Source organism: Loktanella sp. SALINAS62, assembly GCF_018263905.1.
Taxonomy (GTDB): domain Bacteria; phylum Pseudomonadota; class Alphaproteobacteria; order Rhodobacterales; family Rhodobacteraceae; genus Loktanella.
Map to the genome: position 1 here is coordinate 455,433 of NZ_JAAFZU010000001.1, position 26,166 is coordinate 481,598.

Consider the following 26,166-nt stretch of genomic DNA (forward strand, 5'->3'; position numbering starts at 1 on the left):
GGATCAACCCGTGATTTCCGACAGTTTGACAACGCGGCCTTCGGCCACCGACTGCAGCGCCGCATCCGCCAGTGCAAGCGCCATCAGGCCATCGTGCCCGGTGGTCACCGTCGCGGTGCCGTTGGTCACCGCATCGACAAAAGACGCAATTTCGGCGGCATAGGCAGCAGTGTAGCGCGACATGAAAAAGTTCAGCAGCGGCGGTCTGGTATAGCCATCGGCGTTGGCGATTTCGATGTTGGCTTCGCGGTGGTTTTCGGCACGGACCGACCCTTTGGAACCGTGCACTTCGATCCTTTGATCGTAGCCATAGGTCGCGCGCCGGGTGTTGTTGATCGTGCATTGGCGGCCCGATGCGGTGGTCATAATCACGTTCAGGCTGTCGTAATCGCCCAGCTTTGCAATTTCGGGATCGGTCAGGACGGATGCGGCGGCCTGCACGCTATCGACCTCTTCACCCAGCAACCAACGGGCCACGTCGAAATCGTGGATCGTCATGTCGCGGAATATCCCGCCAGAACGTTTGATATAGTCGGCAGGCGGCGCACCGGGATCGCGGCTGATCAGCGTGACCATTTCCACATCACCGATCTTGCCGTCGTCGATGGCCTGCTTGAGCGCTTGGAAATCAGGATCAAAGCGGCGTTGAAAGCCGACCATCAGGGTGCCGTTTTCCGCCGCGACGGTTTTCAGGCAATCCTTGACCCGCGCCACTGACAGATCGACCGGCTTTTCACAAAACACCGCCTTGCCCGCGCGGACGAATTGTTCAATCAGGTCGGCGTGCGTGTCGGTGGGCGTGCAGATGACGACCGCGTCAACATCGTCGGATGCCGCAATTTCATCAATCGTGCGGATGTCGCAGCCATAGGCGTCGCGCACCGATACTGCCGCCGCGTTCACGGGGTCGGCGATCGCGGTCAGGGTCGCGCCGTCCACCGATGCAATGGCGCGGGCGTGGACCTGACCGATCCGTCCGGCCCCCAGCACCCCAAATCTTACCGTCATGTCGTTCTCCTGCTGTGTGTCATTCCGGGTATGCCCCGGCGACGTGTTGATCGAAATCCACCACCGATCCGGTCATCACACCGGACGAGGGGCTAAGCATGTAGCTGGCCAGTTCCGCGACATGGACGGGTTTGACCAGCATCCCGAACGGCTGCTTGGCCTCGGCCTTGGCCAGCCAGTCATCGCCGCCATCGTGATAGCGGCGCTGGATCATGTCCTCTCCGGGGGTGTCCATCCAGCCGCAGGCGATGCCATTGACCTGAATGCGATGCTGTCGCAAGGCCTGTGCCGCGTTGCGGGTGACATTGGCCAATGCGGCCTTTGATGCCGAATAGGGCGCCAGAAATGACTGCCCGCCGTGAATCACCATGGACAGTATATTGACGACCCGCGCCGGATGCCCTGCGTCAATTGCCAGTTGTGCCGTGCGCTGTATCGCAAAGAAAGGCGAACGCGCATTGGCGGTCATGATCTGATCCCAGCGATCCGGTGTGGTATCAAGGATCGACCCACGGTCGGTCATGGCGGCGGCGTTCACCAGCGCGTCCAGCCGCCCCATCGTGGTCGCGGCATCGTCCACCAATGCCATGACCGCGCCCGTGTCCGCCAGATCGACGGCGCGAAACGTCGCCCCGATCTCTGCGGCTGCCGCCTTGCCCTTGGCGATGTCACGGCCTGCGATAATGACGTTCGTGCAACCGTCCGCAATCAGTCTTTCGGCAATGGCGTGGCCAAGACCCTGCGTCCCGCCGATGACGAGCGCGTGTGTGTCATGATGATCTGCCATGGTTCAGGCCGCGTCCTCGAACCCGGCCTGCGTCCGGGCGCCTGTGATATAGGACACGACGTCTTCTCCTGTGATTTTTTCAGCCTTGATGTCGAGATCGGCACAGATGCGCCCGCGCCGGAACACCACGACCCGGTCCACCAGATCAAAGACCTGCCGCATGTTGTGGCTGACCAGGATCAACGGTTCGCCCGCTTCTTTCAGGGTGCGGATGATGTTTTCCACCTGTGCGGTTTCCTGCACACCCAGCGCAGCGGTCGGTTCGTCCATGATCGTCAGTTTGGAATGGAACGTCGCGGTGCGCGCAATGGCGACGCATTGCCGTTGACCGCCCGACATGTTGCGGATCGAATTCTTGATATTTGGAATTTTCACCGCCGTGCGTTCCAGACCTTCGAGCGTGGCCTGACGCATCGCTTTGTAATCCAGCACTCGGAACGGGCCCAGAAAATTCCATTTCGTAATTTCGCGCCCCAGAAACAGGTTGTCGGGCACATCCAGATCGTCGGCCAGCGCCAGCGTCTGGAACACCGTTTCGATCCCCGCTTCGCGGGCGTCCAGCGGGCCGTCGAACCGCACCGGTTTTCCGTCGAACAGGATTTCGCCACGGGTGCGGCTTTCGACACCGGTGATCTGGCGCACAAAGGTGGATTTGCCCGCCCCGTTGTCACCCATGATGGCGATATGTTCGCCCGGCCGCAGCTTGAAATTCGCACCTTCAAGCGCGTGAACGCCGCCATAGTGTTTTGTCAGGTCGCGCGTTTCCAGAATGTAGTCGTTCATTTTTGGCACTCCCCTAGCGCAAGCTCGACTGGCGTTGGCGATACTGGTCCAGCACCACGGCACCGATGATAATCGCACCCATCGCCATCAACTGATAAAAGGCATCCAGCTTGATGAATGTGAAACCGGACTGGATCACACCGAAAACCATCGCACCCAGCACCGTACCCAGGATCGATCCGCGCCCACCCCGCAGGCTGACGCCACCGATGACCGCCATGGCGATGGCGTATAGTTCATAAAATTGCCCCATCCCCGCCTGTGCCGTCAGGTTTTTGGAGCTGAGCACAATGGCGGCAAAGGCGGCCAGCATCGACGCGATCATATAGACCATGACCTTATGACGCTTGACGTTGATGCCGGACATGCGGGCCGCGTCTTCGTTCGATCCGATGGCATAGGTGTGTTTGCCATAAACCGTGAATTTCATGATCAACGCCAGCACGATCGCCAAGAGCGCGAACCACACGACGGGCATCATGCCTGACCCGATGGCCGCGAATTGATCGGACGGAAAGGACACAGGCTGACCCTTTGTCCACCACTGTGAAATGCCGCGACAGATCAGGAACATGCCCAGCGTCGCGATAAACGGCGGGATACCGGTGAATGCGATCAGACTGCCGTTTATGGCGCCGATGAATGCGCCGAACGCCAGGCCCACAAGGATCGGCGCGATAATGGGCAAATCGAATGCCCAGTCACCAAATACCGCCTTTGGGTTCAGTTGTCCGTTTACCAATTCGGTTTGCGCAAAGGACATCACGATCATCGCGGCAGCGCCCACAAGCGGCCCAGACGACAGGTCGATCCCGCCAGAAATAATGACCTGAGTGACACCCAGCGAAATGATCCCGATGATTGCGACCTGCAAAATCACGATCCTGATCCGGGCCATGTTCAAAATCGTTCCATCCCGCGTGGATTCGAAATCCAGCAACATGCTTTGGTTGTCCATGTACGGCAGGATCTGCCCCAGCGCTTCGAACCCCAGGATCAGTAGAACCAGTGCGATGAATACGTTTGCCTCATTCGGCCAGGTTCGTTTCGACGTGTCGTAACTTAGCCCGCCGATACCGTGCGATGTCTGATCTGCCATAATCCCCTCCGCGGCCCCGCCCGGCCCGATTGTCGTTCACGATCCGGGGCGATGCGCGCGGCACGCCGCCCCGGACGAATTGCAAGCCGTCAGACTTAGTTTTGGGTCATGTAGTTTGCCATGTTGTCAGGCGTGACCAGTTCGAACGGGATATAGACCTTCTGATCGACCGGTTCGCCTTTCGACAGGGCGATCGCGGCATCCAGTGCGCCCGTGCCCTGCCCGCCGGCGTTCTGGAACACAGTCACATCCAGATCGCCAGCCTGCATCGCGGCTAGTGCGTCCTGCGTGGCATCGACACCACCGACGACGACGGCGTCCATGCTGATGCCAGCGGATTTCATCGCCTGAATGGCACCCAATGCCATTTCATCGTTGTTGGCGATGACGGCATGGAATTCTTCACCCGACGCCAGCCAGTTCGTCATCAGGGAATTCGCCTGCTCACGCGACCAGTTGGCCGTCTGCTGATCGACCACTTCGATAAAGCTGCACATGTCGATGCCAAGGATGTCCTCGACGTCCTTTGTCCGCTGAACGGCGGCCTGGTTGGACAGCTCACCCATCAGCACATAGGCTTTTGCACCGTTGCCCAGACCTTGGGCGCGCAACATCTTGCAGACTTCGAATGTTTCCAACGTGCCGGATTCGATTTCGTTGGATGCGACGAAAGCCTGATTGTCGGGCAGCGTATCGACGTTGATCGGCTCGCGGTTCACGAACACCAGCGGCACACCGGCGTCAGATGCCGCATCGGTCATCGCCTGCGTGGCAGAGGTATCGACCGGGTTCACGATGATCGCGTCAACACCGGACGCCACAAAGTTATTGATCTGGTCAAGCTGACGCGCGACGTCGTTCTGCGCGTCTTCGATTTGGACATCTACGCCGTCCCGCTGACCGGCGGTTTCTTCAATGCCATTCCGCAGAACCGTCAAAAAGTTATCGTCGAACAGCGCCATGGAAACGCCGATGTTTTGTGCCATTGCGGTCGTCGACATCAGCGATGTCAGGCCCGCGGCGATAATGATCTTTTTCATTGTGTTCCTCCCGTTAGTGGTGCCCGGCCACACCGTTCTCCCGCCGGGGCCCCCGTTAGGGGACCATCACCCCTGCACCTCAGGCCGCTTTGGCCCGCAGTTGCGCGGAAATGAATTCGAATGAGCGTTTGATCTCTGCATACGGCTCTCGCATCGCGTGGGTCGCCGGAGAGAAGCATTCATAAGACACCGGCCCATCGTAGCCTGCGTTCAGCAATGCACGGATCTGGTCGATATTGCCCAAGCGGTCGTGTTCATCGACCAGCACCCGGTGTTCGTCTTCCATCTGATCGATGCCCAGATCGGGATCAACCACGCCTGAAATGTGGATGATGCCTGTGTATTCAGGAAACATCGGGCCGCCACCCGCCAGCGTGTGGTGGAACGTGTCATGCACCAGCTTGAAATGCGATTGCCCGTCGATCGCGGTGATGGTGTCGACCAGATCGGATTTGGACCGCAGCGACGACCGTTTGAACCCCAGCGGTTCAACCAATGCGGTCAGTCCCGCGTCTTGCAACATCGGCAGGATCGCCTTGAGCGCGACGCGCAGGTTCGCCTGACGTTCGCCATTGCCCAGCCCGGTCCCATCGTTGCGCGGGATCAGGCTGATGGTTTCCGCACCTGCAGCGACAGCCGTGTCGATCAGTTGCCGCACAGCGGCTTCGCGGTCCGCGTCCCAGCTGTTGAACGGATAAACCTGGCTTAGCCCGACCAGCCGTAACCCCTTGTCTGCTGCTATTCGCCCTGCGTCGGCGGCGTCCAGTCCGTCGAACAATGGGCGTGCGATGTCATTGCGCGCCTCGACCCCGACGCATCCCAGTCGTGCGGCCAGATCAAGCAGGTCAACAAAGGACAGGTGCGGCACCGTCATATGGTTCAACGCGGTCTGCATGGCTTCCTCCCCAGAAAACCGGACCACCCGCGATGGGTGGGTCATCTATTTCTGGGCAAACCTTGCGCCTGTGGATCAGATTCGGTCAATACAAAGGCTATCATTTCACGTCATTCATGACGCGTTATGACTGCCAGAAACGACGCATTTACGTCATAGTATTTCAGGGATCACGAGCCTTGGGTCCAGAAAATGCTGCGTGGATGCGCCCTGCGCCCCGCTGGCACGGGATTCGACCATCAGATCGACCAGCGTGCGACAGACATCGGCCAAGGGTGTAGAAATCACCATCGTCGCATAACCGTCGATCAGCGCGCTCCGGCTTTCGGCGGTCAGTTCGTTCACCACCAAGGCCACTTGCGGCGTGGCGTGGACCTCTCTTAATGCAGCAATCGCGCCTTCCATACCGCCGCCCGCCACATAGATGCCGCGCAGGTCGGGGTGGCGGTCGATCAGGTCCAGCGTCGCCTCATAGGTGACTTGCCGGGTTTCAAGGTTGACGAAGGTGTCCAGCACTGTGAATCCGCGGTCAGCCTCTCGCACCAGTGACCGAAAACCCACTTCGCGCAGATCGTGACCATGCCAGCGGTTGCCCCCGACAAAGATGGCAAGCGGACCGGGGGTGTGCACGGTTTTGGTGATGGTCCACGCCGCGACACGCCCGATTTTCAGGTTATTCAACCCTACATAGCCTTTGCGGATGCCTTGGGCGAAATCGTTCAATACCGAAACAACCATCACACCGCGATCTTTCAACCCCTGCACCACGGGGTCCAGACGTTTGTCGTTGACGGCGGTGCAGGCGATGGCGTCACAGGTGCGTCCCAGATCGGTCAGCAGCGCCGCAAATTCGTCAGGCGACTGCGACGACGAAAACCGCACATCGGCGCTGATCCGGAAATCGGTGCGTGCCCCGACCTCGACCGCGATCTGCTGGGCGAAATTACGGTAAAATTCCTGCGACTTTTTCAATAGCACAAAGCCAAGACGCAGTTCCGGCACGCTGCGGTTCAGCTTGTCCTGAATAAGCCCCTTGCCGTGATAGCCCAACCGATGCGCGGCGTCCGCGATCTTTTGCATGGTGTCGTCGCGCACCACGGTCCTGCCATTCAGCGCACGGTCCACCGTCGTGGGGCTGACACCCGCCGCACGGGCGACATCCTTGATCGTCGGTCTGTTCGCCATGCCGCGCACCCCATGATGCTTTCACGTCATCCTAGGCATCATTTCCCGTCATGGAAACCGTGCAATCGCATCAGTCAGTCAAAACCGATGGTTTTCAGGTAATCGCGGTTCGCACGCGCATCAGCGACGGGCGATCCCGCCAGCGTCGGGTCGCAGTCCTGTTCGACGGTGCACCAGCCTGTGTATCCGGTGTCACGCAGCAGATCGCGCACGGCTTTGAAATCGACCTCTCCGTCCGACAGGTTGCAAAAGATGCCCTGACCGCAGGCGTCATAGAACCCGGTGCGGTTTTCGATCACACGCGTTTTCACGACAGGGTCGGTCGATTTGAAATGAACATAGCTGATGCGGTCACGGTAGCGCGCCATGAATGCAACCGGATCAAACCCGGCGTATGTGCAATGGCCCGTATCAAGGCACAATTTCAGGGTATCGGGATCGGTTTCCAGCAGGATGCGTTCGACCTCTGCCTGGAAATCGACAAAGCCACCGGCATGGGGATGTAGCGACGGGATCAGGCCGAAATCGTCCCGTGCCATCCGCGCAACCGTCATGATCCGGTCGCGGAACGCCTGCCATTCGGCTGCATCCATCTGTTCCGCCTCATCGGCGCGCCCGGCTGTCGGGGCACGGCGGGCAGAGATGGAATCGATGATCACCAGATGTGCGGCGCCATGCGCCTGCAACGCGCGACAGGTCCGCAGCGCGCCGTCCATCACGTCATCCCACGCGGCAGGATCGTGGAACGGGCGAAACACGACCCCACCAATCAATGACAATCCGTTTTCGTCCAACGCCGCAGCCAGCGTGGCGGGATCTTCGGGCATGTAGCCGACCGGCCCCAGTTCGATGCCGGTATATCCGGCGGCGGCACAGTCCCGCAGTACGTGGCGCCAATCGGGATTGCGGGGATCGTTTGCAAATTCCACCCCCCAGGAACAGGGCGCGTTGCCGATGCGGATGGTCATGGTCTGTCCTTATACCTGTGTCACGTCGGTCCAGCGTCGGTCGCGCGCGGATGCGAATACGGCGTCGACCACTTCGGCCACGGCAAGCCCGTCGCGAAACGTGGGCCAAACTGGATTGCCTGTGTGGATCGCGGTCAGGAAATCCTTGGCTTCGATGATGATCTGGTCCTGATAACCGGTGCCATGCCCCGGCCCCTGACAAAACGGTTCATAGTCCGGATGCGCAGGACCCGTCAGAATCTTGCGGAAACCGCGCTCTGCCTCTGGCCCCTCGGCACGGTAAAGCCACAGGGCGTTCTGGTCTTCCTGATCGAAGCGGATCGCGCCTGCCGTGCCGTGAATTTCATACGCATAGCCCATCTTGCGTCCTGTCGCCGTGCGGCTGGAATAGATGTGGCCCAGCACGCCATTGGCAAAACGGCACATGATCTGCGCGTGATCGTCGTTCGTCACCTGCCCACCGGGGCGGTCGACGTGCAGCGTTTCGATTTCTGCCATGACGCTGGTGATCGGTCCCATCAGCGCAAGGGCTGCATTGATCGGATGCGGTGCCAGATCACCCATATTTCCGTTGCCCGTCCCGTCGCAGCGCCAGTTAAACGGTGTCCGAGGATCGGCCAGAAAATCCTCTGTATGTTCGCCGCGAAACCATGTGACGCGTCCAATCGCGCCATCGGCCAGCAACTGCCGTGCGAACTGGCTGGCGGGCGTGCGGATATAGTTGAAACCGACCATATTGGCGACGCCTGCCGCTTCTGCGTCAGCCACCATGGCGCGGGACTGGTCCAGCGTATCGGCCAGCGGCTTTTCACAAAACACAGGCTTGCCCAGCGCAAAGGCCGCAGCCGCGATGTCGCGGTGCGTGTCGGGGGGAGAGGCGATGATGATGGCGTCGACCCGCGGATCATCGACCAATGCACGCCAATCGCCCGTCCCACGGGCAAAGCCATAGGCCTGCCGGTAGCGTTCGGCGCTGGCGTCGGATGTGGCCGCAATCATTTCCAGCCGGGGACGCAGGGCCGTCTGAAACACCGCACCGACCGCCGACATGGCGACCGCGTGTGCCTTGCCCATATAGCCACCGCCGACGATTCCAATGCCAAATTCCGTCATGCGCCACCCCTCCCGCGTGCAATCCTGCGCCCAGCATTAGCTTGGCGTCGACCCTCGCACAACCAACGCCGCTAAACGACAAGGCTGTGACGTCCCTCTGGTGCGGCGTATTGGTCGATTTCCATGGCGATCAGGCGCACCAAATGGCGGGCATCCACCGCAACCTGCAGATCACCGCCGGGCGTCCGCAGCACCGCATCCGGCCAGTTGATGGCCATCCGATGTGTCATGGCACGCACGGCAGCAGGGTTGCTGAACATGTCCGGATTAATGGCAAAATCACACAGCAGGCGCTCAATCACCGCGCCGTGCAACCGGTCGTCAGCCGTCAGGGCATGGCCCCGCGTCGTCGGCAGCCGTCCCGCCCGAACCCGCGTCGCCCAATCGCCGGTGCGGGGCGCGTTCTGCGCATAGCCGCCGGGCAGCAGGGAAATCGACGATGCGCCCAGACCGATCAACACATCAGATGGATCGACGGTATAACCTTGGAAATTACGGCGCAGCGTGCCGGATTTTGCCGCCCGCACCATTGCATCACCGGGTCTGGCAAAGTGATCGAACCCGATGGGATCATATCCCGCTTTTTGCAAATGCGCCGACGCCCGTGCCGCCATCGCAAGCCGGGTTCTGGCCCCTGGCAGATCGGCATCGCGGATCATCGTCTGGCGGCGCGACGCCCAAGGCACATGCGCATAGCCATAAAGCGCGATCCGGTCGGGCGACAGTGTCGTGACGATATCCAGCGTTTCATCCAGTGTGGACACGGTCTGCCGCGGCAATCCATAGAGCAGATCAAGGTTTATTCCCCGAACGCCCCGCGCACGCAGACCGTCGATCGCGGCACGGGTCTGTGCGACGCTTTGCGGACGGCCAATGGCCGCCTGCACGTCACTGTGAAAGTCCTGCACCCCCAGCGACGCACGGGTTACTCCTGCCGCGGCCAGTGCATCCAGCCGTGGGTCGTCGATTTCGGTGGGATCGACCTCTACACTGATTTCCGCATCGGAACGGCGGGTAAACCGGCGGTCCAGCATGTCAAACAGCCGCCCCAGCAGATCGGGCGGCAGTAACGTGGGGGTGCCGCCGCCCAGATGGATCTGGCTGACCTGCACGTCATCCGGCAACAAAGCGCTGACCTGTGCAATTTCAGCGTCAAGCGTGTCCAGATAGGGTAAAAGCGGTGCATCGCTGCGGGTGCCTTGTGTGCGGCAGGCACAGAACCAGCACAACCGCCGGCAGAACGGAATATGCACGTAAAGAGATATCGACGCGCCCGGCGCGACCTGTTGCAGCCAGCCGGACGCCACGTCCGGTCCGATCCGGTCGGTAAATTGCGTAGCCGGGGGGTAGCTGGTGTAGCGGGGTGCCCTTGCGGCGTGATAGGGTTCAAGATGTGTCATGCGCCTGACGGTTGCAGCCCGCAGCCCGCCGCGCATTGATCAAGATCAAAAAACGCTGTCAGTCAGGACCAAAATCAGCCATGGCACCCCAATGACCCGGTATATTCCGAATTTCACCGCCTTTGGCGCACTTGCCTCGCAGGATTGTGCAAGCTGTCCGATCCGTCATCGGGCGGTCTGCGCCAAATGCGACGGCGCGGAAATGGATCATCTGGCAGACATGAAATCCTATCGCAGTTGGGAAGCAGGTGAGACCATCGCGCTTGAAGGCGACGTTCTGCCGTTTGTCGGGTCTGTCGTGCAGGGCTGCGCCACATTGACCCGGTCGCTTGAAGACGGCCGCGTGCAGATGGTCGGTCTGTTGATGCCATCCGATTTTGTCGGTCGCCCCGGTCGGACTGTTGCCCCGTATGAAGTCACCGCCGTGACCGACCTGACGCTATGCATGTTCGACCGCGAACGGTTTGAGACGCTGCTGAACGAAGCGCCGCATCTGGCGTCCCGGCTGGTTGAAATGTCACTGGATGAACTGGACGCCGCGCGGGACTGGATGCTGCTTTTGGGCCGCAAGACGGCACGCGAACGGGTCGCCACGCTGCTGGCGCTTGTGCTGCGCCGCGCCCCGACAGATGCCAACCCCCTGCGGGCCGACCTGCCGCTGGGCCGCGAAGCGATGGCATCCTATCTGGGTCTGACCATCGAAACGGTCAGCCGCCAGATTACGGCCCTGCGCCGTGACGGTGTGATCCGGCTGGATGGTGGCGGTCGCACGGTCCTGTGTGACGACTTTGCCGCACTGTTGACCGCCGCAGGCGACGACGAAGACGGTATTATGCCCAGCTGACGCGACAACGACGCGGACTTTGACACAGATCAAAGCGTCCGCGCGCCTGCCGTGCGATTTCCGACCCCGACTACAAGGGGAATCGGCATATGTTCGACTTGATCAAACTGATCGCACTGGCGCTTGTTGCGCTGATCGCGGCGATTGCGGCCAACTGGGCCCGCGACGCCGCTTACATGTTTCACGCCTTACTTATCATGGGGATCGCTGCCGGATTGTTCTTGTGGCAGCTTCGGACGATGCCGGTGCCCGGAGACCCGATCACACCCCGCACGGCACCCGGCACGTATATGGATGGCCCGGTCCGGTTCGGCGTAATCGCCACGGCGTTCTGGGGGATCGTGGGTTTTCTTGTCGGCACCTATATCGCTTTTCAACTGGCGTTCCCGGCACTGAACATCGAATGGGCACAACCCTACGCGAATTTTGGGCGATTGCGGCCGCTGCATACCTCTGCCGTGATCTTTGCATTTGGCGGCAACGCGCTGATCGCAACGTCGTTTTATATTGTACAGCGCACCTGTGCGGCGCGCCTGTGGGGCGGCAATGCCGCCTGGTTCGTGTTTTGGGGCTACAACCTGTTTATCGTGCTTGCCGCGACAGGCTACCTGCTGGGCGCGACCCAATCCAAGGAATACGCCGAGCCGGAGTGGTATATCGACATCTGGCTGACAATCGTCTGGGTCACCTATCTTTTTGTGTTCATGGGCACGATCCTGAACCGCAAGGAACGGCACATCTATGTCGCCAACTGGTTCTTTTTAAGCTTCATCGTCACGGTCGCCATGCTGCATGTGGTGAACAACCTGTCGATCCCGGTGTCGATCTGGGGATCGAAGTCCGTGCAGGTTTTCGCCGGCGTTCAGGATGCGATGACGCAGTGGTGGTATGGTCACAACGCGGTCGGGTTCTTTTTGACCGCAGGCTTTCTGGGCATGATGTACTATTTCGTGCCCAAGCAGGCAGGCCGCCCGATCTATAGCTACAAGCTGTCGATCATCCACTTCTGGGCGTTGATTTTTCTATATATCTGGGCGGGTCCGCACCATCTGCACTATACCGCGCTGCCGGACTGGGCGGCCACGCTGGGCATGGTGTTTTCGATCATCCTGTGGATGCCCAGCTGGGGTGGGATGATCAACGGCCTGATGACGCTGCAAGGCGCATGGGACAAGATCCGCACCGATCCGATCATCCGCATGTTTGTCGCCAGCCTCGCGTTTTACGGCATGTCGACATTCGAAGGACCGATGATGTCGATCCGGGCCGTCAACAGCCTGAGCCATTACACCGACTGGACCATCGGCCACGTACATAGCGGTGCATTGGGCTGGAACGGGCTGATTACATTCGGCGCGCTGTATTTCCTGACACCAAAGCTGTGGGGCCGCAAAGAGATGCATTCCATGTCCGCAATCAACCTGCACTTCTGGCTCGCGACCATCGGGATCGTTCTTTACGCGTCTTCGATGTGGGTGACCGGCATCATGGAAGGCCTGATGTGGCGCGAAGTCGATGCCAACGGTTTCCTGGTCAACAGCTTTGCCGACACCGTCGACGCCAAATTCCCGATGTACGTGGTCCGCGCACTTGGCGGCGGACTCTACCTGGCGGGCGGGCTGGTGATGGTCTGGAACATGTGGATGACGATCCGTGCCCCCCAGGCGCGCGTCGCCGTCGTCGCCACCCCTGCGGAGTAAATGAGATGAGTGAAGACCCAAAAAGCCCTGACTACGACCCAAAGCACGATCCAAAGGTCGTGACCGCAGGCGAGGCTGCAAAGAACGGGGGCGTTCCGAACGAACTGCCCCCCGAAACCCAGACCATCACGTTTCACCAGCGACTGGAACGCAACGCGACCCTGCTGCTAGCCGCATCGTTGGCGGTCGTGACGATCGGGGGTGCGGTCGAAATCGCACCCCTGTTCTGGCTGGAAAACACGATCGAAACCGTCGAAGGCATGCGGCCCTATTCACCTCTCGAACTGGTGGGCCGCGACATCTACGTCCGCGAGGGCTGTTATGTCTGCCACAGTCAGATGATCCGGCCAATGCGGGACGAAACGGAACGCTATGGGCATTATTCGCTGGCTGCGGAATCGATGTATGACCATCCGTTTCAATGGGGATCGAAACGCACCGGACCAGATCTGGCACGTGTCGGGGGCCGGTATTCCGACGAATGGCACGTCGATCACCTGACGGATCCCCAATCGGTCGTCCCTGAAAGCGTCATGCCGAAGTACGCTTTTCTGTCCGATACGCCGGTGACTGCGGATTATGTCACCGACCTGCTGGAAACCCACCGCTTTGTCGGTGTGCCCTATACCGATGACATGATCGCAGCGGCCAAGACGGACCTGCGCGTGCAGGTCGATCCGCTGGGCGACATCGACGGACTTCTGGAACGCTACCCCAGGGCGCAGGTCCGCAATTTCGACGGCCAACCCGCCCTGACAGAAATGGATGCGCTGATCGCGTATCTGCAGATGATGGGGACCTTGGTCGATTTCTCGACCTTTGTTCCCGACGACAGCCGCTGAGGTCCCGACATGGATACCTACTCATTTCTACGACAACTCGCTGACAGTTGGGTTCTGCTGTTCCTGACCCTGTTCTTTTTGGGGGTCATTGGTTGGGCCTTTCGCCCCGGCTCTCGCGGGCTTCACGACGACGCCGCTGCGGTTCCTTTCCGCAATGCCGACCCAACCGAAGGAGACCGCGATGACACCTGAAGCCGGACGTGAACAAATGACGCAACAAACGCCCGTCGGCACGGTGGCACACGCGGCAACACCAAAAGCCGACAGCAACCGCTGCACGAACGCCTGCCCCGGTTGCACCTGCGGCAACGCCCCCGATTTCATGAAAGGCGATGGCCATGCATGACGACAAACGGATTGATCCCGAAACCGGCACCGAAACCACAGGGCACAGCTGGGACGGCATCGAAGAGCTGAACACACCATTGCCACGCTGGTGGTTATGGACGTTTTACGCGACGATCGTCTGGGGCGTGGGTTATACGATCCTGTTCCCCGCCTGGCCGATGGTGTCCGGTGCGACCACCGGTCTGCTGGGCTATTCGACACGGGCAGAGGTCGCGGCTGACATCGCCCGCGTGGAACAGTCGAACGCCGCGCTGACCGATAGCCTGACCACGATTGATCTGGACGCGCTGGAACGGAACGAAGAACTGCACCGCTTTGCCGTGCAGGCCGGTCGGTCGGTGTTCGCTGCTAACTGTTCGCAATGTCATGGCGCAGGGGCGGCCGGTGTCGCGATATCGGGTTATCCGAACCTTTTGGACGATGACTGGCTTTGGGGCGGCACGCTCGAAGACATCGCATATACGGTCCGCCATGGCATCCGTAACGAAGAAGACTGGGATTCGCGCTATTCCGAAATGCCGGCCTTTGACTGGATGGAAACCGGCGAACTGGCGGCAACGGCGGATTTTGTCCGCAGCCTGTCCGGGCTGGACCATGACGCACAGGCCGCCGCAAGGGGTGCAGATCTGTTTGCAGATAATTGTAGCGCCTGCCACGGCGAATCCGGCCTTGGCGACCGCGAGGTCGGTGCGCCCAATCTGGCCGACGCAATCTGGCTGCGCGGCGGCACACAAGAAGACATCATCCAACAGATGATCGCCCCACGTCACGGCGTCATGCCACCATGGGGACAGCGGCTTGGCGAGGCAGAGGTGCGCGCGGTATCAGCCTATGTTCATGGGCTGGGCGGCGGCGAAAATCCCGTCGCTGATCCAATGTCAGACCCAGAGTCGGAAAACGCCGCCGATGTCCCCGACGCCAGCTTTCCAGCCGGGGCGACACAGACACCCACCGAAACCGGGGAACCGCCGGTCCAGCCAGCCGACTGAACCACGCACGAAAAACGCGCCTTTTGATTCAGGTCAACGCAGCCCCCGCCGCAACACTGTAGGCGGGGGTAATCGTATCAGGAAATGCATCCGACATGCCCACCGAAAGCCCCGCCCTTTTTGCAGCCCGCACCCCGATCTTTCCCCGCCGGGTCAGTGGAACGTTCCGCCGGCTGAAGTGGGCTGTCCTGATCGTCACATTGGGCATCTACTACATCACGCCGTGGCTGCGCTGGGATCGCGGCCCGAACCTACCCGATCAGGCTGTGTTGATCGACCTTGCCAACCGCCGCTTCTATTTCTTGTGGATCGAAATCTGGCCCCATGAATTCTATTTCGTGGCTGGCCTGCTGATCATGGCGGGGCTGGGCCTGTTCCTGTTCACGTCTGCCCTTGGCCGTGTCTGGTGCGGCTATACCTGTCCACAGACGGTCTGGACCGATCTGTTCCTGACCGTCGAACGCTGGATCGAAGGCGACCGCAACGCCCGCATCCGACTGCATGACGCCGGATGGAGCCTGCGGAAATGGCGGCTGCGCCTGACGAAATGGACCACGTGGCTGCTGATCAGCGTGGCGACGGGCGGGGCATGGGTGTTCTATTTTGCCGACGCCCCAACGCTGGCCCAAAACCTTGTGACGTTGAACGCGGCCCCCGTCGCCTATGCCACCATCGCAATCCTGACGGCGACGACATTCGTGTTCGGTGGGTTCATGCGTGAACAGGTCTGCATCTACATGTGTCCCTGGCCGCGTATTCAGGCCGCGATGATGGACCCCGGCACGCTGACGGTCGGCTACCGCGACTGGCGCGGCGAACCGCGCGGCAAGGGTGGGGTAAAACAGCGCCACATCGCAGCAGAGTCCGTCGGCGGCGGCGCAGTCACCGCACAATACGGCAGTGCCGTGGACAAGGATACAGCGGCACCCCGCCTGTCACGCAACGACGAGATTCTGGGCGATTGCATCGACTGCAATGCCTGCGTGGCGGTCTGCCCGATGGGAATCGACATTCGTGACGGGCAGCAAATGGAATGCATCACTTGCGCGCTGTGTATCGACGCCTGCGATACGGTCATGGCCAAGATCGGGCGCCCACGCGGGTTGATCGATTATCTGGCGCTGGACGACCAGCCACCGGTCCGGCCGGGTCAATCCGCAGATGTAGCAGCCTTTGCCGCAAATCCCGCGGGTCAGGTCACGGGCGCGCAGCGCCCGGACTGGACGCCCAAACCGATCTGGCGTCATATCTTTCGGCCCCGCACGATTTTCTACACGACTGCCTGGGCCGCCATCGGTGTGGGGCTTGTCGTCGCGCTGTTCATCAGACCGCAGATCGACATGACCGTCGCACCGGTCCGAAATCCAACATTCGTAACGCTGTCTGACGGCACGATCCGCAACACCTATGACGTCCGGTTGCGCAACAAACACGGCGAAACACGGGCCTTTGATCTGTCGGTCACGTCTGACAGCGCGCTTTCGCTGACACTGGAAGGTGACAGCGACACTGTCGTTGACGTGCCGGCAGATTCGACATGGTTCCAGCGCGTTTATGTCAGCGCACCGCCACAAGCCCCCGCCGCAGCGCGCGAACGCAGCGACATGCGAATCTGGGTCGAAGACGTCGTGTCAGGCGAACGCGCCTATGATGATACAATTTTCAACGGACGGGAGAGCGCGGATGTACGCACCGGAAACGCAGGATAGTGGCAAGCTGACAGGCTTGCACGTGTTGGCCATGTTCGTGGGCGGGTTTTCCATCATCATCACGGTCAACCTTGCCTTGGCATTCAACGCGGTTCGCACCTTTCCCGGCAAGGAGACGGAATCAAGCTATGTCGCGTCACAGCACTTTGACGCCGACCGTGCCGCCCAAGACGCATTGGGTTGGAACGTCGATACGACATTGGGAACCGATGTGCTGCGTCTGGCCATCACGGACACCACCGGGGCCGTCGTGAAACCGACGATTGTGTCGGCCACGCTGGGCCGCGCGACCACGGTTGCCAGCGACATGGTGCCCGTTTTCGCGTGGGACGGATTAGCCTGGACCGCGCCGATCAACGCCGGGCCGGGAAACTGGAACCTGCGGATTGAAATGCACGCGCCTGACGGGACACCGTTCCGGCGTCGTATCATATTGCGGGGCAACCAATGACCGTCACAGCCTGTGCAGGGTGCGTCGCCGTCCCGATGGATATCTCGCAGGTCGCGGACCGCGGCACGACCGTCCACCTGTCACTGCCGGGTATCCGTTGCGCTGGCTGTATCGCCGGGGTCGAACGCACGCTGTCGGCCCTGCCATCAGTCGTATCATCCCGCGTCAATCTGGGCGAAAAGCGCGTACGCGTCAGTCTGGCGCCGGGGTGTTCGCCCGACCCGGCAATCGAGGCCCTGACCGCCGCCGGCTATGAAGCGCACGAGCTGGACACCACCGCCCTGCGACCCATCGGTGATGACGAGGGCCGCAGCCTGCTGGCCCGCATCGCCGTTGCAGGCTTTGGCATGATGAATGTCATGGCGCTGTCGGTCGCCATCTGGTCGGGTGCAGGCGATGCCACGCTGGCCCTGTTCCACTGGATCGCAGCCGCGATCGCCCTGCCCGCCCTGGCCTATGCGGCCGCGCCGTTCTTTCGGTCGGCCATTGGCGCGCTGCGTGCGGGACGGGTCAACATGGATGTGCCGATCGCCATTGCCATATTGCTGGCGGCCAGCATGTCGCTGTACGAAACAATCGTCGCAACCGGCGGTCAGACATGGTTCGAAGCAGCCCTTTCGCTGACGTTCTTTTTGTTGACGGGCCGCTATCTGGAACATCGCGCACGCGCGTCAGCACGATCCGCCGCAGCTGAATTAACCGCGTTAGAGGTGTTTCGCGTGCAGCGCCTGACCGCGCAGGGCCGTGAACTGGTGGATGTGTCCAGCATTTTACCGGGGGACCAGATCGCACTTGCCGCAGGCGCACGCGCACCGGTCGACGGGCTGTCGGAAACCACCGCGCTTCTTGATCGGTCGGCGCTGACAGGCGAATCGGACCCCGCCACCATTGCTGCCGGGGATGCCATCTGCGCCGGGGAAGTCGTGCTTGCCCGTCCCCTGATCCTGCGCGCGACGGCCCGCGCAGAAGACAGCACATTGCGGCGGCTGGCCGCCCTTGTGGAAATCGCGGAAACCGGGCGGCACCGCTATAGCGGGTTGGCAGACCGTGCGGCACGGCTTTATGCGCCGGTGGTCCACGGATTGGCAGCACTGGCGTTTGCGGGCTGGTGGGGCATGACTGGCGATCTGCACCTTGCAATTTCAGTTGCCACTGCAACCCTGATCATCACCTGTCCCTGCGCATTGGCACTGGCGATCCCCGCTGTGACAGCGGCGATGACCGGGCGGCTGTTCAAACGGGGTGTTTTGCTGAAATCGTCCACCGCCCTTGAACGGCTGGCAGAGATTGACACCGTTGTTCTGGATAAGACCGGGACGCTGACGACAGGTGTGGCACGGCTGCCGGATCTGGACCCGGATGCCGGGTCGGTGGCGTTGGCACTGGCGCAGGCATCGGACCATCCCACGTCACGCGCCCTGTGCAACGCGCTGTCGGGGCACACACCCGCACGGCTGACCGATTTGCAGGAAATTTCAGGCGACGGCATGCAGGGCGTTTGGAACGGTGCAATCGTCCGGCTGGGCAAAGGCGACACAGATCCGGTGTTGGACCTGCCGGACCGCCGCATCACACTGCCCTTTCAAGAAGAATTACGCCCCGGGGCACGGGATCTGGTCGATGATCTGCGGCGGCAAGGCTTGAAGGTCGAGATGCTGACAGGGGATACATCCGAAAGGGCGCAACACCTGTCGGCCCGGCTGGGGATCGACAGCTACCACGCCAACGTCCGTCCAGAGGGCAAGGCCGACCTGCTGCAATCCATGGCCGCCCGTGGCGCGCATGTGCTGATGGTCGGGGACGGGTTGAACGATACGGGGGCACTTGCATCCGCCCATGCGTCGCTTGCGCCGTCGCGCGCGCTGGATGCCGCGCGCGTCGCGGCAGACGGCGTGATGCTGGCTGACGATCTGACCGTCGTCGCGGAATCGCTGGCACTCGCCCGGCTGGCGCGTCGCAGAATTCGGCAAAACCTGCTGGTGGCGACCATATACAACATCGTGGCGATCCCCTTTGCCGTGGCCGGGTTTGCCACACCACTGATGGCCGCGACCGTGATGTCGTCGTCGTCGATCATTGTTGTCCTGAACGCGGTGCGCAAATGAACATCCTGATCGTGTTGATCCCGGTTTCCATCTGCCTTGGCGCAGTGGGCCTTGCCGCGTGCCTTTGGACCCTGCGGTTCGGGCAGTATGAAGACCTTGAAGGCGACGCTGCGCGCATCCTGCTTGACGACGATACCGCGCCTTAATCGCAGTCGGAATTATCCATGACATCCTCTGGCAGTTGGGTGCTGCACAGGTCCCCTGCTTGCAGATCGGTGTCGTCAAGAATGGCACCTTCGAACACTGCACCCCGCAGATCGGCACCAGCAAAACTGACGCCAGTCAGCCGGGTCCCGACAAAGCTTGCCCCACGCAGGCCTGCCCCCTCGAAACTGACCCCCGTCAGAACCGCGCCATCGAACACCGCGATCCCCATCGACGCCCCGTCAAACGCGATGTCGGACAATTCCGCGTCGGTGAAATTGATCCCCATCAGCATGTCACCGGCAAAGTCCTGATCCGTGATAACGCAGTCCTCACAATCGCCAAGCGTACGAACGTTGTCGATATCAAGTTCGACCTGCTGGGCATTGGACACGGTGGCAAAGCAAAGCAGCAGCGACGCCGCAGCAACGCGTTTTACGAATGGGCGGCATGAATTTGTCATCACTGGATACTTTTCTATGAGATGCGATCTGGCCACGATCATACGCTGGTCACAAGCCATATTGTATAGGCCGCGTAAGAGGCCAGAAAAAGTCCGCCTGTCATTCGTCCGATGCGTTGGCGTAGCACGACCGCAGCGATCAAGGCCAGCGTCGCGCCCGTCATGACCCATATGTCCAGCGTTGCGATCTGCGACGGAACGGTGATCGGACGGACCAGCGCCGTCACCCCCAGAATGCCAAGGATGTTGTAGATATTCGACCCGATCACGTTGCCGAACGCGATCCCCGCTTCCCGGCGCAGGGCCGCCATGACCGAGGTCACCAATTCAGGAAGGGATGTTCCGACGGCTACGATGGTCAGCCCGACGACGGTTTCCGCCATACCCCATGCCAGCGCCAGCGCCACGGCTGCATCGACGGCGATCCGCGCCCCCACGATGGTAATTACAATACCGCCGACCGCCAGTGCCAGCGCGATCCACAACGAACCCGTGACAGGCGGTATATCCGTGTCCATGGTCGCAGTCTGTTGGGCCGTGCTGGAACGGTCCGTCAGATAGGCGGTCACAAGATAGGCAATCAGACCTGCGATCAGGATAAAACCCATCCAGCGATCCAGCGATCCGTACAAAACGGCAAAAATGCTGAGCAATGTCGCCCCGACCAGCGCCGCGCCATCGCGCCCGAAACTTGACCGCGTGACGGCGATTGGCGCGATGATAGCAGCCACACCAAGGATCAGCAGGATGTTGGCGATATTCGATCCCACAACGTTGCCGACAGCAATCCCGGCGCGATCGTCGAATGCGGCCTGCAGGCTGGTCACAAGTTCCGGTGTCGAGGTGCCGAACCCAACCAGCGTCAGGCCGATCAGCAGCGGCGACACGCCAAGGCGGCCCGCAACGGACACGGCACCGCGTACCAGCGCTTCGCCTCCCGCCACCAGAAGGACGAACCCGAAGGCCAGTTGAAGAAGGATCATCGGAAACCTGCCAAAAAGAAACGGCGCCTGCATACCATACGCAGCCGTAATGCGAGCGCGATATAGGAAGCCGCGGACGCAGGTTACAAGGTGTCACCTTGCAAATCGCCGCGAAACATTTGTTACCACCGACGACGTTACCCGGCTTTTGTCACATCGCCCCCTTTTGGTCCGGCACCTGCGGATTTTGGGTCAGCGCGGTCCATGCGTCGAATTGCGACAGAAAGACGCGTCCGTTCAGATGATCCAGAAAATGCGAGGTTTTCAAACGATCTATGACCGGGCCTTTGACCTCTGACAGATGCAGGCCGATACCCATGTCATGCAGCCTGTGATTGATCGCCTCCAGGCTTTCCAACGCGGAATAATCGACCTCGTTCACGGCTGAAAACATCAAGATGACGTGCTTGATCTCGCAGCCATCAACGACACGCGACTGGACCAGATCCTCTAGAAAGCGCGCATTGACGAAATACAGGCTTTCGTCGACCCGCAGCGTCACAACCGTGGCGGTGGTTGTGACATCATGGCGGTTTATGTTGCGAAAATGATGGCTGCCGGGGACCAGTCCGACCTCTGCCACGTGGGGGCGGGATGTCTTGTACAGGTGCAGCAGGATCGACAGAGCCACACCGCTTGCAACGCCGACTTCGACACCCAATCCTAGCGTCAGCACGATGGTCGCCAGTACGGCGGCAAAGTCACCGCGATGATAGTCCCAAGTCTTTTTGAGAATCGAAAAATCGACAAGGCTTAGCACCGCGACGATGATCGTCGCCGCCAGTGTCGCATTGGGCAGAAAATACACCAATGGCGTCAGGAACACTGCCGCGATTGCCAAACCCATTGCGGTATAGATTCCAGCGGCAGGCGTATGCGATCCCGCATCGAAATTGACGACGGATCGTGAAAATCCACCCGTCACGGGAAATCCGCCGGTGAACGCCGCACCCAGATTGGCCGCACCCAGACCGATCAGCTCTTGGTTGGGGTCGATCTTTTGCCGCTTCTTCGCGGCAAGGGTTTGTGCGACGGAAATGCTTTCGACAAAACCAATGACGGAAATCAGGATTGCCGGGACCAGCAGCGCGCCCAGCAGATCAGGCGACAGGCCCGGCAGGGTCAGCGGCGGCAGGCTTTGCGGCACATCCCCGACGATTTTGACGCCCTTGTTGGCCAGATCGAAAAACCAGACCGACAGGGTCGTCACCACAACAGCGGCCACCGGCCCGGCCTTTGTCAGGATATCCGCCATCACCGGCGGCAGACCCGTTTTGTTCAGCAGCGGCCTCAGGTTCTTGCGGGTCCAAAATAAAAAGCTGGTGGCCGCCCCCCCGATCACCACGGTGATCCAGTTGATCTGGTCCAGATTGGCAACCAGTGACCCCAACATTTCCGGCAGTGTGTGGCCCCCCGCTGTGATGCCAAGGATGTGTTTCAACTGGCTTGTCGCAATCAGGATGCCCGTCGCGGTAATGAAACCCGCGATGACAGGATGGCTTAGGAAATTTGCCAAAAATCCAAGGCGGAACACGCCCAGCAAAACCAGAAAGCCGCCCGACAGGAATGCCAGCGTCAGGGCCGCAATCGCATAACCCGCCGTGCCCTGTTCCGCCACCTGCCCGATGGCAGACGCGGTCAGCAGGGACACCACAGCGACCGGACCGACCGCCAGCGCGCGGCTGGTGCCGAATATCGCATACAGGATGATCGGCGCGATTGACGCATAGATCCCCGCCTCTGCCGGAAGGCCCGCAAGCAGGGCATAGGCCAGCGACTGCGGGATCAGCATGATCGTCACGATGACCGCCGCAACCATGTCGTTGGACAGGGCAGTGCGGTCATAGCGGCGCCCCCAGTCGAGGATCGGCAGATACTGTTGAAACGATGGCATTTGGTCTTGTCCTGATCAAATTTCGGTCAGCGTGGACCACGCTGACCGTTGGACTGTCTGTTTCGGCAACATGGCAGTCCGCAGCTATTTGGTGTGCGCTGTCATTTTATGCGGTTTGGCCACACTATCCGGCAGCGGACTGTGACCCGCAATGTGCAGTGACCACAGGGTCGCAGAACGCATCCCACTGCGGCAATAAGCCAAAGCCGGCCCGGGCAGATCGTTCAATGCCTGACCAAAGGCTGCCACATCCGCGTCGGTAACCACGCCAGTGTCGACCGGGACATAGGCAATGTGTAACCCAGCGGCGTGCGCCGCCTGCGCGATTTCCGCAAAACCGGGCTGATCTGCGCCCTCACCGTCGGGACGGTTGACGATGACCGCGCGAAACCCTGCCGCCTTTATCGCGGGGATATCGCTGGCCGTAATCTGTGGCGACACCGACAGGCTGTCGCTGACTTTTCTGATATCCATGGCGTTCCCCACAATCACAGTGCGTTGACTGGCACTTTGAGCATGGGCCGACCGCTTGCATCGGTCGGCACCTCGCCCGCGCGCATGTTGATCTGCAGCGATGGAATGATCAGTTTCGGCATGGCCAACTGGGCATCGCGTTCGGTGCGGAACGTGACGAAATCCTCTTTCGTCTTGCCGCCGCCGACATGGATGTTTTCAGCCTTTTCTTCCCTGATCGTGGTTTCCCACGCGATCTCGCGGTCGCCCGGCGCATAGTCGTGGCACATGAACAGGCGCATGTCGTCCGGCAGGCTAAGCACCTTCATGATGGAATCGTACAGAACGCCAGCATCCCCGCCGGGGAAATCGGCACGCGCCGACCCGGCATCGGGCATGAACAGCGTATCGCCCACAAAGGCCGCATTCCCCATCACATGCACCATACAGGCGGGCGTATGGCCTGGGGTGAACATGGCGAATGCCTGCATGTTGCCGACCATGTAGGTATCGCCGTCCTTGAACAACGCGTCGAACTGCGACCCGTCGCGCTGGAATTCAGTACCTTCGTTGAACACTTTGCCAAAGGTGTCCTGCACGATCAGGATGCCTTCACCAACGCCGATCTTGCCGCCCAGCTCTTGCTGCAAATAGGGTGCGGCGCTCAGATGGTCGGCGTGGACATGGGTTTCGATGATCCATTCCAGCGACAGCCCACGTTCGCGGATGCGGGCAATCATCTTGTCCGCGCTGTCGTGCGTGATCCGGCCCGCGGCATAATCAAGATCCATGACACTATCGACGATGGCGCATGCGTTCGATGTCGGGTCCTTGACGATGTAGCTGATCGTGTTGGTGGGCGCATCAAAGATGGCTTCGACATCAGGGATGAGGTCCATGGTGACGGGATATTGTGTCATGTCATGTGTCCTTTGCGTATCAGGCGGCCAGCAGCCGCGGTTCTGTCGCCCGCAATGACACATGCGGGCCGACGATTGGTCATGGGTCTTCGTTGGCGCGGGTCAGGCCGTTTTGGCGGTCAGCCGCGCTGGCAGGAACAGGCGCCGCACGTAAAAGCCGCCCGTCACAGCAACCAGAAACAGCGCCACTTCCCAGCGGCCCGTGCCCAGCGCGGGAATCGCGGCACCCGGGCAAAACCCGGCGATGCCCCAGCCCACGCCAAACAATGCGGACCCACCGATTAGCTTCTTGTCGATGATCCGGCTGTTCGGCTGTGTGAAGGTGCCGCCGAACAACGGCACATCACGCCGCCAGACCAGACGGTAGCCGGCAAAGGTGACGATCACCGCACCGCCCATCACAAAGGCAAGGCTGGGGTCCCAACTGCCCGCAAGGTCGAAAAAGTTGAACACCTTGGCCGGGTTCATCATTCCGGAAATCGCGATACCGATCCCAAATACGAGGCCGGTCAGGCCAGCATAAATCAATTTCATCAGATCACACTCCGAACACGTGGCGAGACAGGTAAACAGTGACCGCTGCCGTCACCATGAATGTGGGAACGGCCACGATAGACCGCAGAGACAGGCGCGATAGTCCACACACGCCGTGGCCCGACGTGCACCCCGATCCAAGGCTTGCGCCCAAACCGACGATGACGCCGCCGACCACGATCATCAGCGGACTGACAGGCACATCCAGATCCGGCATCCGGCCCGTCGCCACAAAGATCAGACCGGGCGCCAGCACCATGCCCACGACCATGGCCACACGCCATGACAGTTCATCGCGGCCTTCGGCAAACACGATCCCCGACATGATACCGGTCGCCCCAAGGATCCGCCCAAGGCCCAGCATCAAAAGAACTGCACCCAGACCGATCAAAGCACCGCCCCCAAGGGATGCAAATGGCGTAAATACGGTTTCCATCTTAGCCCGCCTTGCAAGTATTGATGCCCAACATCGCATAAAGCGGGCAGCTGCGCATGGCCGCAGTGGCCAGCATCACAATGCCGATCACGGCGGCAGCGATCTGGATCAACACGGCGTCAAACAGGGGCAGGCCACTGAAAAACGCAAGATAAAGCAACACGATGCCCAAAGCAGCGCGCAGGATGCGGTCGATTGTTCCAACATTGGCGGTCATGGTTTTGTCCTTGGATTGCATTTGATATCCAAGACATAGGCAGCACAGCGGGCTGCATCAGTGATATTGTCACCGAACGCCGATTTTCATGCACCGGGTCAATCGCTTTGGGACAGCGCGCGCAACGCAGGTTTATCCGCAAGGGTGATCCTGCCACGTGACTGGGCGATCAGACCGCGTTTCTGGAAATCATGCAAAACACGCGAAATGACTTCGCGGGCGGTGCCCAGTTCGCTGGCGATCTGCTGGTGGGTTGCAGCGATTTCCTTGTCACCGCCCGCCAGAACCAACAGACGTTCGGCCAATCGCACATCGATACGGCCAAATGCGACATCATCGACCACGCGCAACAAATCGATCAATCGCCGCGAATAGGCGGCAAAGACAAACGACCGGAATGCAGGTTCCTCTGCGACCAAGCGGTCAAAGGACAGTTTTGGTAACACCACCACCGTGATATCGGTTTCTGCGATGCCTTCGGCGTTGTATGCCTCTTCCGCAAGCATGCAGGCCGTGGTCAGAACACAGCTTTCGCCCGCATCGACGCGGTACAGCACGATGTCTCGGCCATTTCCAGAGGTTTGCGATACGCGGATCGTGCCGTCGTACAGAAAGATCAGGCTGTCGGGGACCTTGTCAGGGCCAAAGACAACGTAGTTTCGTGGATGATGCCGGATCTGGGCCACGGCCCGCAGTCTGTCCCGTACAGCACGCGGCAGGGCGCGCGTTCCGTCGAACCGATCTGTCCAGTCAGCCGCCAGCATCACGTGATCCACCCTTGGGGTCCGGAAAGCGTCAGGCACCGACGCCCGGCATTTCCCCCGTTGAACCATCGTGAGGCTGGCAAGGCAAGATC

29 protein-coding genes are annotated in these 26,166 nt (G+C 60.6%); 10 read left to right on the plus strand and 19 right to left on the minus strand.

Annotated elements, in window-relative coordinates:
* Window positions 1–3: 3 nt before the first annotated feature.
* The 10 genes from iolG to hemN form a co-directional block, all read right to left on the minus strand.
* Window positions 4–1,008 (minus strand): inositol 2-dehydrogenase, encoded by a 1,005-nt coding sequence (gene iolG / locus GZH79_RS02240; protein ID WP_211641501.1) that lies wholly within the window; start codon window positions 1,006–1,008, stop codon window positions 4–6.
* A 19-nt stretch (window positions 1,009–1,027) separates the two neighbouring features.
* On the minus strand, window positions 1,028–1,795 hold the full coding sequence (locus GZH79_RS02245) for an SDR family oxidoreductase (RefSeq protein ID WP_211641502.1): 768 nt from the start codon (window positions 1,793–1,795) through the stop codon (window positions 1,028–1,030).
* A gap of 3 nt (window positions 1,796–1,798) precedes the next feature.
* Window positions 1,799–2,578: an ATP-binding cassette domain-containing protein gene (locus GZH79_RS02250; protein ID WP_211641503.1), complete on the minus strand. Its 780-nt coding sequence runs from the start codon at window positions 2,576–2,578 to the stop codon at window positions 1,799–1,801.
* 13 nt (window positions 2,579–2,591) lie between these two features.
* Complete coding sequence (locus tag GZH79_RS02255; protein WP_211641504.1) at window positions 2,592–3,677, minus strand: ABC transporter permease; 1,086 nt, start codon at window positions 3,675–3,677, stop codon at window positions 2,592–2,594.
* Window positions 3,678–3,772: 95 nt separating this feature from the next.
* Window positions 3,773–4,717, minus strand: a complete 945-nt coding sequence (locus GZH79_RS02260; RefSeq protein ID WP_211641505.1) for a sugar ABC transporter substrate-binding protein — start codon at window positions 4,715–4,717, stop codon at window positions 3,773–3,775.
* A gap of 79 nt (window positions 4,718–4,796) precedes the next feature.
* The gene (locus GZH79_RS02265) at window positions 4,797–5,612 is read right to left on the minus strand and encodes a TIM barrel protein (RefSeq protein ID WP_211641506.1); all 816 of its coding nucleotides are present in this window, start codon (window positions 5,610–5,612) and stop codon (window positions 4,797–4,799) included.
* A gap of 153 nt (window positions 5,613–5,765) precedes the next feature.
* Window positions 5,766–6,797 carry a LacI family DNA-binding transcriptional regulator gene (locus GZH79_RS02270; RefSeq protein WP_211641507.1) on the minus strand — a complete coding sequence of 344 codons (1,032 nt, stop codon included), beginning with the start codon at window positions 6,795–6,797 and terminating at the stop codon, window positions 5,766–5,768.
* 74 nt (window positions 6,798–6,871) lie between these two features.
* Complete coding sequence (locus GZH79_RS02275) at window positions 6,872–7,765, minus strand: TIM barrel protein (RefSeq protein WP_211641508.1); 894 nt, start codon at window positions 7,763–7,765, stop codon at window positions 6,872–6,874.
* Window positions 7,766–7,774: 9 nt separating this feature from the next.
* Window positions 7,775–8,878, minus strand: a complete 1,104-nt coding sequence (locus GZH79_RS02280) for a Gfo/Idh/MocA family oxidoreductase (protein WP_211641509.1) — start codon at window positions 8,876–8,878, stop codon at window positions 7,775–7,777.
* 71 nt (window positions 8,879–8,949) lie between these two features.
* On the minus strand, window positions 8,950–10,278 hold the full coding sequence (gene hemN / locus GZH79_RS02285; protein WP_211641510.1) for an oxygen-independent coproporphyrinogen III oxidase: 1,329 nt from the start codon (window positions 10,276–10,278) through the stop codon (window positions 8,950–8,952).
* 91 nt (window positions 10,279–10,369) lie between these two features.
* Here hemN and fnrL point away from each other — a divergent pair, with 91 nt between their 5' ends.
* From fnrL to ccoS, 10 genes are all read left to right on the plus strand, one after another.
* Window positions 10,370–11,122 carry a transcriptional regulator FnrL gene (gene fnrL, locus GZH79_RS02290; protein ID WP_211641511.1) on the plus strand — a complete coding sequence of 251 codons (753 nt, stop codon included), beginning with the start codon at window positions 10,370–10,372 and terminating at the stop codon, window positions 11,120–11,122.
* Window positions 11,123–11,211: 89 nt separating this feature from the next.
* The gene (ccoN, locus tag GZH79_RS02295) at window positions 11,212–12,822 is read left to right on the plus strand and encodes a cytochrome-c oxidase, cbb3-type subunit I (protein WP_211641512.1); all 1,611 of its coding nucleotides are present in this window, start codon (window positions 11,212–11,214) and stop codon (window positions 12,820–12,822) included.
* Window positions 12,823–12,827: 5 nt separating this feature from the next.
* Window positions 12,828–13,664 (plus strand): cytochrome-c oxidase, cbb3-type subunit II, encoded by an 837-nt coding sequence (gene ccoO / locus GZH79_RS02300; RefSeq protein WP_211641513.1) that lies wholly within the window; start codon window positions 12,828–12,830, stop codon window positions 13,662–13,664.
* Between the two features lie 9 nt (window positions 13,665–13,673).
* On the plus strand, window positions 13,674–13,856 hold the full coding sequence (locus GZH79_RS02305; protein WP_211641514.1) for a cbb3-type cytochrome c oxidase subunit 3: 183 nt from the start codon (window positions 13,674–13,676) through the stop codon (window positions 13,854–13,856).
* Window positions 13,846–14,010, plus strand: a complete 165-nt coding sequence (locus GZH79_RS02310; RefSeq protein WP_211641515.1) for a hypothetical protein — start codon at window positions 13,846–13,848, stop codon at window positions 14,008–14,010. Before GZH79_RS02305 ends, GZH79_RS02310 begins: the two co-directional genes overlap by 11 nt.
* A complete protein-coding gene (ccoP, locus tag GZH79_RS02315) occupies window positions 14,003–15,001 on the plus strand; it encodes a cytochrome-c oxidase, cbb3-type subunit III (RefSeq protein WP_211641516.1) in 999 nt (332 codons plus the stop codon). The genes GZH79_RS02310 and ccoP overlap by 8 nt, the downstream gene beginning before the upstream one ends.
* 95 nt (window positions 15,002–15,096) lie before the next feature.
* Window positions 15,097–16,710, plus strand: coding sequence for a cytochrome c oxidase accessory protein CcoG (gene ccoG / locus GZH79_RS02320; protein WP_211641517.1), 1,614 nt, complete (start codon window positions 15,097–15,099; stop codon window positions 16,708–16,710).
* Window positions 16,685–17,161 carry a FixH family protein gene (locus GZH79_RS02325; protein WP_211641518.1) on the plus strand — a complete coding sequence of 159 codons (477 nt, stop codon included), beginning with the start codon at window positions 16,685–16,687 and terminating at the stop codon, window positions 17,159–17,161. The genes ccoG and GZH79_RS02325 overlap by 26 nt, the downstream gene beginning before the upstream one ends.
* A complete protein-coding gene (locus GZH79_RS02330) occupies window positions 17,158–19,266 on the plus strand; it encodes a heavy metal translocating P-type ATPase (protein WP_211641519.1) in 2,109 nt (702 codons plus the stop codon). The genes GZH79_RS02325 and GZH79_RS02330 overlap by 4 nt, the downstream gene beginning before the upstream one ends.
* Window positions 19,263–19,412, plus strand: coding sequence for a cbb3-type cytochrome oxidase assembly protein CcoS (gene ccoS / locus GZH79_RS02335; protein ID WP_211641520.1), 150 nt, complete (start codon window positions 19,263–19,265; stop codon window positions 19,410–19,412). Before GZH79_RS02330 ends, ccoS begins: the two co-directional genes overlap by 4 nt.
* Here the strand turns inward: ccoS and GZH79_RS02340 are convergent.
* The 9 genes from GZH79_RS02340 to GZH79_RS02380 form a co-directional block, all read right to left on the minus strand.
* Entirely contained in the window at window positions 19,409–19,873 is a 465-nt protein-coding gene (locus GZH79_RS02340) for a pentapeptide repeat-containing protein (protein WP_211641521.1), read from the minus strand. The two genes, ccoS and GZH79_RS02340, sit on opposite strands and share 4 nt — an antisense overlap.
* 38 nt (window positions 19,874–19,911) lie before the next feature.
* Entirely contained in the window at window positions 19,912–20,856 is a 945-nt protein-coding gene (locus GZH79_RS02345; protein WP_211641522.1) for a calcium/sodium antiporter, read from the minus strand.
* 151 nt (window positions 20,857–21,007) lie between these two features.
* Window positions 21,008–22,750: a sulfate permease gene (sulP, locus tag GZH79_RS02350; RefSeq protein WP_211641523.1), complete on the minus strand. Its 1,743-nt coding sequence runs from the start codon at window positions 22,748–22,750 to the stop codon at window positions 21,008–21,010.
* 84 nt (window positions 22,751–22,834) lie between these two features.
* Complete coding sequence (locus tag GZH79_RS02355) at window positions 22,835–23,224, minus strand: TIGR01244 family sulfur transferase (protein WP_211641524.1); 390 nt, start codon at window positions 23,222–23,224, stop codon at window positions 22,835–22,837.
* Window positions 23,225–23,238: 14 nt separating this feature from the next.
* The gene (locus tag GZH79_RS02360) at window positions 23,239–24,123 is read right to left on the minus strand and encodes an MBL fold metallo-hydrolase (RefSeq protein WP_211641525.1); all 885 of its coding nucleotides are present in this window, start codon (window positions 24,121–24,123) and stop codon (window positions 23,239–23,241) included.
* A gap of 102 nt (window positions 24,124–24,225) precedes the next feature.
* On the minus strand, window positions 24,226–24,657 hold the full coding sequence (locus GZH79_RS02365; protein WP_211641526.1) for a DUF6691 family protein: 432 nt from the start codon (window positions 24,655–24,657) through the stop codon (window positions 24,226–24,228).
* 4 nt (window positions 24,658–24,661) lie between these two features.
* Entirely contained in the window at window positions 24,662–25,093 is a 432-nt protein-coding gene (locus GZH79_RS02370) for a YeeE/YedE thiosulfate transporter family protein (RefSeq protein ID WP_211641527.1), read from the minus strand.
* 1 nt (window position 25,094) lies between these two features.
* Window positions 25,095–25,310 carry a DUF2892 domain-containing protein gene (locus GZH79_RS02375; protein ID WP_211641528.1) on the minus strand — a complete coding sequence of 72 codons (216 nt, stop codon included), beginning with the start codon at window positions 25,308–25,310 and terminating at the stop codon, window positions 25,095–25,097.
* 98 nt (window positions 25,311–25,408) lie between these two features.
* On the minus strand, window positions 25,409–26,074 hold the full coding sequence (locus tag GZH79_RS02380; RefSeq protein WP_211641583.1) for a Crp/Fnr family transcriptional regulator: 666 nt from the start codon (window positions 26,072–26,074) through the stop codon (window positions 25,409–25,411).
* Window positions 26,075–26,166: the final 92 nt, after the last annotated feature.

Bases quoted from the DNA above. Each gene is read 5' to 3' on its own strand.
- GZH79_RS02340 (WP_211641521.1), bottom strand. From the start codon at position 19,873: ATGACAAATTCATGCCGCCCATTCGTAAAACGCGTTGCTGCGGCGTCG.
- fnrL (WP_211641511.1), top strand. From the start codon at position 10,370: ATGACCCGGTATATTCCGAATTTCACCGCCTTTGGCGCACTTGCCTCG.
- ccoP (WP_211641516.1), top strand. From the start codon at position 14,003: ATGCATGACGACAAACGGATTGATCCCGAAACCGGCACCGAAACCACA.
- ccoO (WP_211641513.1), top strand. From the start codon at position 12,828: ATGAGTGAAGACCCAAAAAGCCCTGACTACGACCCAAAGCACGATCCA.
- hemN (WP_211641510.1), bottom strand. From the start codon at position 10,278: ATGACACATCTTGAACCCTATCACGCCGCAAGGGCACCCCGCTACACC.
- GZH79_RS02365 (WP_211641526.1), bottom strand. From the start codon at position 24,657: ATGAAATTGATTTATGCTGGCCTGACCGGCCTCGTATTTGGGATCGGT.
- GZH79_RS02280 (WP_211641509.1), bottom strand. From the start codon at position 8,878: ATGACGGAATTTGGCATTGGAATCGTCGGCGGTGGCTATATGGGCAAG.
- GZH79_RS02275 (WP_211641508.1), bottom strand. From the start codon at position 7,765: ATGACCATCCGCATCGGCAACGCGCCCTGTTCCTGGGGGGTGGAATTT.
- GZH79_RS02310 (WP_211641515.1), top strand. From the start codon at position 13,846: ATGACACCTGAAGCCGGACGTGAACAAATGACGCAACAAACGCCCGTC.
- GZH79_RS02325 (WP_211641518.1), top strand. From the start codon at position 16,685: ATGTACGCACCGGAAACGCAGGATAGTGGCAAGCTGACAGGCTTGCAC.
- GZH79_RS02345 (WP_211641522.1), bottom strand. From the start codon at position 20,856: ATGATCCTTCTTCAACTGGCCTTCGGGTTCGTCCTTCTGGTGGCGGGA.
- GZH79_RS02255 (WP_211641504.1), bottom strand. From the start codon at position 3,677: ATGGCAGATCAGACATCGCACGGTATCGGCGGGCTAAGTTACGACACG.
- ccoG (WP_211641517.1), top strand. From the start codon at position 15,097: ATGCCCACCGAAAGCCCCGCCCTTTTTGCAGCCCGCACCCCGATCTTT.
- ccoS (WP_211641520.1), top strand. From the start codon at position 19,263: ATGAACATCCTGATCGTGTTGATCCCGGTTTCCATCTGCCTTGGCGCA.
- GZH79_RS02245 (WP_211641502.1), bottom strand. From the start codon at position 1,795: ATGGCAGATCATCATGACACACACGCGCTCGTCATCGGCGGGACGCAG.
- GZH79_RS02260 (WP_211641505.1), bottom strand. From the start codon at position 4,717: ATGAAAAAGATCATTATCGCCGCGGGCCTGACATCGCTGATGTCGACG.
- GZH79_RS02250 (WP_211641503.1), bottom strand. From the start codon at position 2,578: ATGAACGACTACATTCTGGAAACGCGCGACCTGACAAAACACTATGGC.
- GZH79_RS02265 (WP_211641506.1), bottom strand. From the start codon at position 5,612: ATGCAGACCGCGTTGAACCATATGACGGTGCCGCACCTGTCCTTTGTT.
- GZH79_RS02370 (WP_211641527.1), bottom strand. From the start codon at position 25,093: ATGGAAACCGTATTTACGCCATTTGCATCCCTTGGGGGCGGTGCTTTG.
- GZH79_RS02380 (WP_211641583.1), bottom strand. From the start codon at position 26,074: ATGCTGGCGGCTGACTGGACAGATCGGTTCGACGGAACGCGCGCCCTG.
- GZH79_RS02375 (WP_211641528.1), bottom strand. From the start codon at position 25,310: ATGACCGCCAATGTTGGAACAATCGACCGCATCCTGCGCGCTGCTTTG.
- sulP (WP_211641523.1), bottom strand. From the start codon at position 22,750: ATGCCATCGTTTCAACAGTATCTGCCGATCCTCGACTGGGGGCGCCGC.
- ccoN (WP_211641512.1), top strand. From the start codon at position 11,212: ATGTTCGACTTGATCAAACTGATCGCACTGGCGCTTGTTGCGCTGATC.
- GZH79_RS02360 (WP_211641525.1), bottom strand. From the start codon at position 24,123: ATGACACAATATCCCGTCACCATGGACCTCATCCCTGATGTCGAAGCC.
- iolG (WP_211641501.1), bottom strand. From the start codon at position 1,008: ATGACGGTAAGATTTGGGGTGCTGGGGGCCGGACGGATCGGTCAGGTC.
- GZH79_RS02270 (WP_211641507.1), bottom strand. From the start codon at position 6,797: ATGGCGAACAGACCGACGATCAAGGATGTCGCCCGTGCGGCGGGTGTC.
- GZH79_RS02355 (WP_211641524.1), bottom strand. From the start codon at position 23,224: ATGGATATCAGAAAAGTCAGCGACAGCCTGTCGGTGTCGCCACAGATT.
- GZH79_RS02305 (WP_211641514.1), top strand. From the start codon at position 13,674: ATGGATACCTACTCATTTCTACGACAACTCGCTGACAGTTGGGTTCTG.
- GZH79_RS02330 (WP_211641519.1), top strand. From the start codon at position 17,158: ATGACCGTCACAGCCTGTGCAGGGTGCGTCGCCGTCCCGATGGATATC.